Raw genomic sequence first — 3,993 nt, 5'->3', positions numbered from 1 at the left:
GCCACGCTGCGGCGCGGGGAGTTCACGCCGGAGAAGGTCCTCGGCGCGATGACCGGCGCGCTGGAGTTCAGCGATCCTCTCGACGATCGGGGGGCGTACGGTCCCGGAGAGGACGACGGCCCCGGATCTGGCGGCGACGCGCTGTGAACCCAGTACGGTCCTCAGACGGGGTCGAACCGGACGCGTCCGATCTGCCCCCGACGTCGCAACGCGCCGGATGGCCAGCGGGAGGAAGCGTGACTCGCCCCACGATGGCCGATGTCGCGGAGGTCGCCGGCGTCGGCATGAAGACGGTGTCACGTGTCGTGAACGGTGAGGGCAAGGTGAGCGCCGCCACCCGTCAACGGGTCGAGGCGGCCATCGCCGAGACGGGGTACCGGCGCAACGAGATCGCCCGCAGCATGCGGGCCGGGCAGCGCTCGATGGACATCGGCCTGCTGCTCGGTGACCTGACGAACCCGTTCTTCGCCTCTGTCGCGTCGGCCGTGATCGCCGTCTCGCGGAGCTGGGGATATCGCGTCGTGCTCTCCAGCGCCGACGAGGACCCTGAAGCCGAGCTCGCAGCGATCGAGGCGCTGCTCGGCAGGCAGGTAGCCGGCCTCATGGTGGTGCCCGGTGCCGAGGACTACTCCCGGCTCCAGACCGACGTCGACCGTGGGACCCCTGTCGTGTTCATCGACCGACCCGGCGGCGGTCTCGTGGCCGACGAGGTGGTGATCGACAACGCCGCTGGAGCACGCATGGCGGTGCGCCACCTCGTGAGCCACGGCCACGAGCGGATCGGCATCGTCGTCGCCCCGAGCCGCTGGGCCACCGCCGAGCGGCTGCGCGGCTACCGCGAGGCGATGGAGAACGAGCTCGGCGGGGTCGACGAGTCACTCATCTCGATCCTCGGGCACGGCTCGGTGGTCGACGCGGAGGACGCCGCGCGCACGCTTCTTGCGCTTCCCGACCCCCCCACTGCCATCTTCGCCACGACGGGCTTCGTGACCCAGGGCCTGGTGCGAGCGCTTGGGTCGTCACACGACACCGCGCTGGTCGGGTTCGACGACTTCCCGATGGCCGACCTGCTCGCAGTACCGATCACGGTGGTCGCCGGCGACCCGAGAGAGCTCGGTACCGTCGCGGCGCAGGTCCTCTTCGATCGGATTGCGGGCTCCCGTGACGAACCCTCGCGCCGCATCGTGCAGCCACGGTTGATCATCCGCGGCAGCGGGGAGCTGCCGCCGAGGGGCCGACGCCGGTGACGGCCCTGCAGTAGCGAATCGGCGCACGCGTGCGCCGATCGCGCCGGAGTGGCCTCGCATGCCCGAGCAGGCGCGATGCGGGATCATGCGCACATGAACCATCGCGTGGCGAGGCCCCCGGGACACGTGATCGTGCATGGGCTCGAGGGCCTCGGCCTCCGCGTCATCGAGCATCTCGTCGCCCTCGGCCTGGAGGTCGTCGCGGTGGACGACGGTGCCCGACCCGGCGCGGTCCAGGCTGCGACCGCCATGGGCGCGACCGTCGTCCCGCACCACGACGGAGCGGCCGCCGCGCTCGGTGCTGCCGGCCTTCGCGACGCTCGTGCGGTCGTCTGCCTGTCCTCGACAGACCTCGGGGCGCTGGAGACCGCGCTGCTCGCCCGTCGGCTCCGACCCGAGCTGACCGTCGTGGCCCAGATCCGCAACCAGGCGGTCGCGCGCGCGGTACGGGCCGACGTGGGCATCCTGGTGCTCGACGTCGCGACGATCGCCTCGCCCGCGATCGTCGAGGCGTGCCTCGGCGAGCAGGGGCACGGGTTGCGGATCGCCGACGAGGTGGCGCAGGTGCGCACGGTGGCAGCGCCACGCGACGGCCTGCTGCGGGACCTGTTCGGTGAGGTCCTTGTCCCCTTGTGCGTGCAGCGGCTCGGGTCGGAGGAGTCGGTGGTCTGCCCTGGGCGTGATCTCGAGGTGCGCGCGGGGGACGCTGTGAGCCTGCTCGGACCCGCGGCGATCTGGGACGAGGTGGTCCGGTCGACTCGCCCGGCGGTCCAGCCCGCGACCGTTCGGTCACCCTCCGTTGAGGCTCACGGCGAGCGCGACGAGGCTGGTGCCGTGCGCCGGTGGGGCCGGGCCGTCGCACGGGCCACCGACACCCGGCTGCGCCGTGCTCTCGCGGCGCTTCTCGGCCTCGGGCTGATCTCGATCGCCGTGCTGATGATCGGCTACCGCGAGGCGGACGGCACGCGCATGACGCCGCTCGACGCCCTCTACTTCACCGCGGAGACCATCGGGACGATCGGCTACGGCGACTTCAGCTTCCGCGCGCAGCCGAGCTGGCTCCGCGCCTATGCGGTCCTGCTCATGGTGGCCGGGGCGGTCCTCGCGGCGCTGGTCTACGCGCTGCTGACCAACCTGCTCGTCTCACAACGACTGCAGGAGGCGCTCGGCCACGGGCAGGTCACCGATCTGCGCGGACACGTGATCGTCGTGGGCCTCGGCTCGGTCGGGGCGCGCGTCGTCGAGTCGGTCATCGCGACGGGCACGCCGGTGGTCGTCGTGGAGACCGACGAGACGAACCGGTACCTGGCTCAGGTGCGGGGCCTGGGCGCCAAGGTCGTCCTCGGGGACGCCACGCTCCCCCGCACGCTGCAGCTGGTGAACCTCGACCGCGCCAAGGCCGTGGCCGTGCTCACGTCCGACGACCTGACGAACCTCGAGGTCGCCCTCGCGGTGCGTGACTGGCTCGGTGAGCGCACCGACGTCCCGGTCGCGATCCGGCTCGCCGACCGTCGCCTCGCGGCGACCGTCCGGCAGGCGTTCGGGTTCACGCACGTGCGGTCCACCGACGAGCTCGCTGCTCCATGGTTCGTCGGCGCCGCCCTCGGGCTCGAGGTGCTGGGGACGTTCTTCGCGGGCGACGTCCCGTTGCTGTACGCACGGGTGCAGGTCACACCAGGCGGGGGGCTCGACGGCGCACGCCTCGACGCGTTGACCGGGCGGAGCCGCGTGCTGTCGGTGCGCCACCGCGGTGAGCAGGAGGTGCACCGCGTCGCTCGACGGTGGACCACGCTCGAGGCGCACGACGAGGCGTTCGTGGTCGGTCCGCACGAGGAGCTGCTCGGTCTGCTGCGGCAGGATGCGCTGCCGTGGACCGCCGGACACCCAGGGCCGGCGACGAGCTCCTGAGCCCGGCTGCGGGATCGGGACCTACGAGGCCAACCGCTCTCGCGTGTCGTGCCCCGAGCCGGCCGGCTCAGCACCGCGTTCGGGCTGGTTGATCTCGGCCCACACCGCATCGAGGGAGAGGCCGAGGACCTCGGCGATCGCGGCGATCGTCGGGAAGGCAGGCGTCGGTACGCGGCCCGTCTCGATCTTCCGGAGCGTCTCCGGTGAGACGCATGCGTCGAGCGCGGTCTCGAGCATCGAGCGCTCTCCCCTGGCCCGACGCAGGAGGGTGCCGAGGCGCTGACCGCGCTCCACCTCGGCGGGAGTGAGCGGCAGTCTGACCATGCCTCCAATTCTAGTACCGGGATAGTATGGCCGGTATAGTTATTGGCCGAACAGAAGGGCGCCGCATGATCGAGATCCTGAACCCCGCCGAGCTGGGCCGAGCACGAGAGACAGGCGCCCTGGTCGCTGACATCCTGCAGGCCCTGAAGAGCCGTAGCGCAGTCGGGACGAACCTCCTGGACATCGACCGGTGGGCGCAGGCCATGATCGTCGAGGCCGGAGCGCAGTCCTGCTACGTCGACTACGCACCGTCCTTCGGACGCGGGCCGTTCGGCCACTACATCTGCACGTCCGTCAACGATGCCGTGCTCCACGGGCTGCCCTACGACTACGCGCTGGCCGATGGCGATCTGCTGACGCTCGACCTCGCCGCCTCCCTCGGCGGAGTCGCTGCCGACTCGGCCATCAGCTTCATCGTGGGCAGCTCACAGCCCCCGGAGAGCGTCGCGATGATCAGCGCAACCGAGCGCGCACTGAGCGCAGGCATCGCGGCTGCCGGGCCCGGAGCTCGCAT

Annotated in this window: 4 protein-coding genes; 3 read left to right on the top strand and 1 reads right to left on the bottom strand. The window is 71.5% G+C overall.

The window, feature by feature from the left end; translation table 11 throughout:
- Positions 1-236: 236 nt before the first annotated feature.
- Both VFW79_RS09000 and VFW79_RS08995 read left to right on the top strand, forming a co-directional pair.
- Positions 237-1,247 (top strand): LacI family DNA-binding transcriptional regulator, encoded by a 1,011-nt coding sequence (locus VFW79_RS09000; RefSeq protein ID WP_329676974.1) that lies wholly within the window; start codon positions 237-239, stop codon positions 1,245-1,247.
- Between the two features lie 93 nt (positions 1,248-1,340).
- Positions 1,341-3,155 (top strand): NAD-binding protein, encoded by a 1,815-nt coding sequence (locus tag VFW79_RS08995; RefSeq protein ID WP_329676973.1) that lies wholly within the window; start codon positions 1,341-1,343, stop codon positions 3,153-3,155.
- Positions 3,156-3,176: 21 nt separating this feature from the next.
- Here VFW79_RS08995 and VFW79_RS08990 read toward each other — a convergent pair whose 3' ends face one another.
- Complete coding sequence (locus VFW79_RS08990) at positions 3,177-3,479, bottom strand: helix-turn-helix transcriptional regulator (RefSeq protein ID WP_329676972.1); 303 nt, start codon at positions 3,477-3,479, stop codon at positions 3,177-3,179.
- 65 nt (positions 3,480-3,544) lie between these two features.
- Here VFW79_RS08990 and VFW79_RS08985 point away from each other — a divergent pair.
- On the top strand, positions 3,545-3,993 hold a 449-nt coding region (locus VFW79_RS08985; RefSeq protein WP_329676971.1), incomplete at its 3' end, for a M24 family metallopeptidase.

The sequence above is a fragment of the Cellulomonas sp. genome, from assembly GCF_036279715.1.
Taxonomy (GTDB): domain Bacteria; phylum Actinomycetota; class Actinomycetes; order Actinomycetales; family Cellulomonadaceae; genus Cellulomonas_A.
Note: the sequence above shows the minus strand (reverse complement) of the source record. Positions and strands in the feature narration are given on the sequence as shown.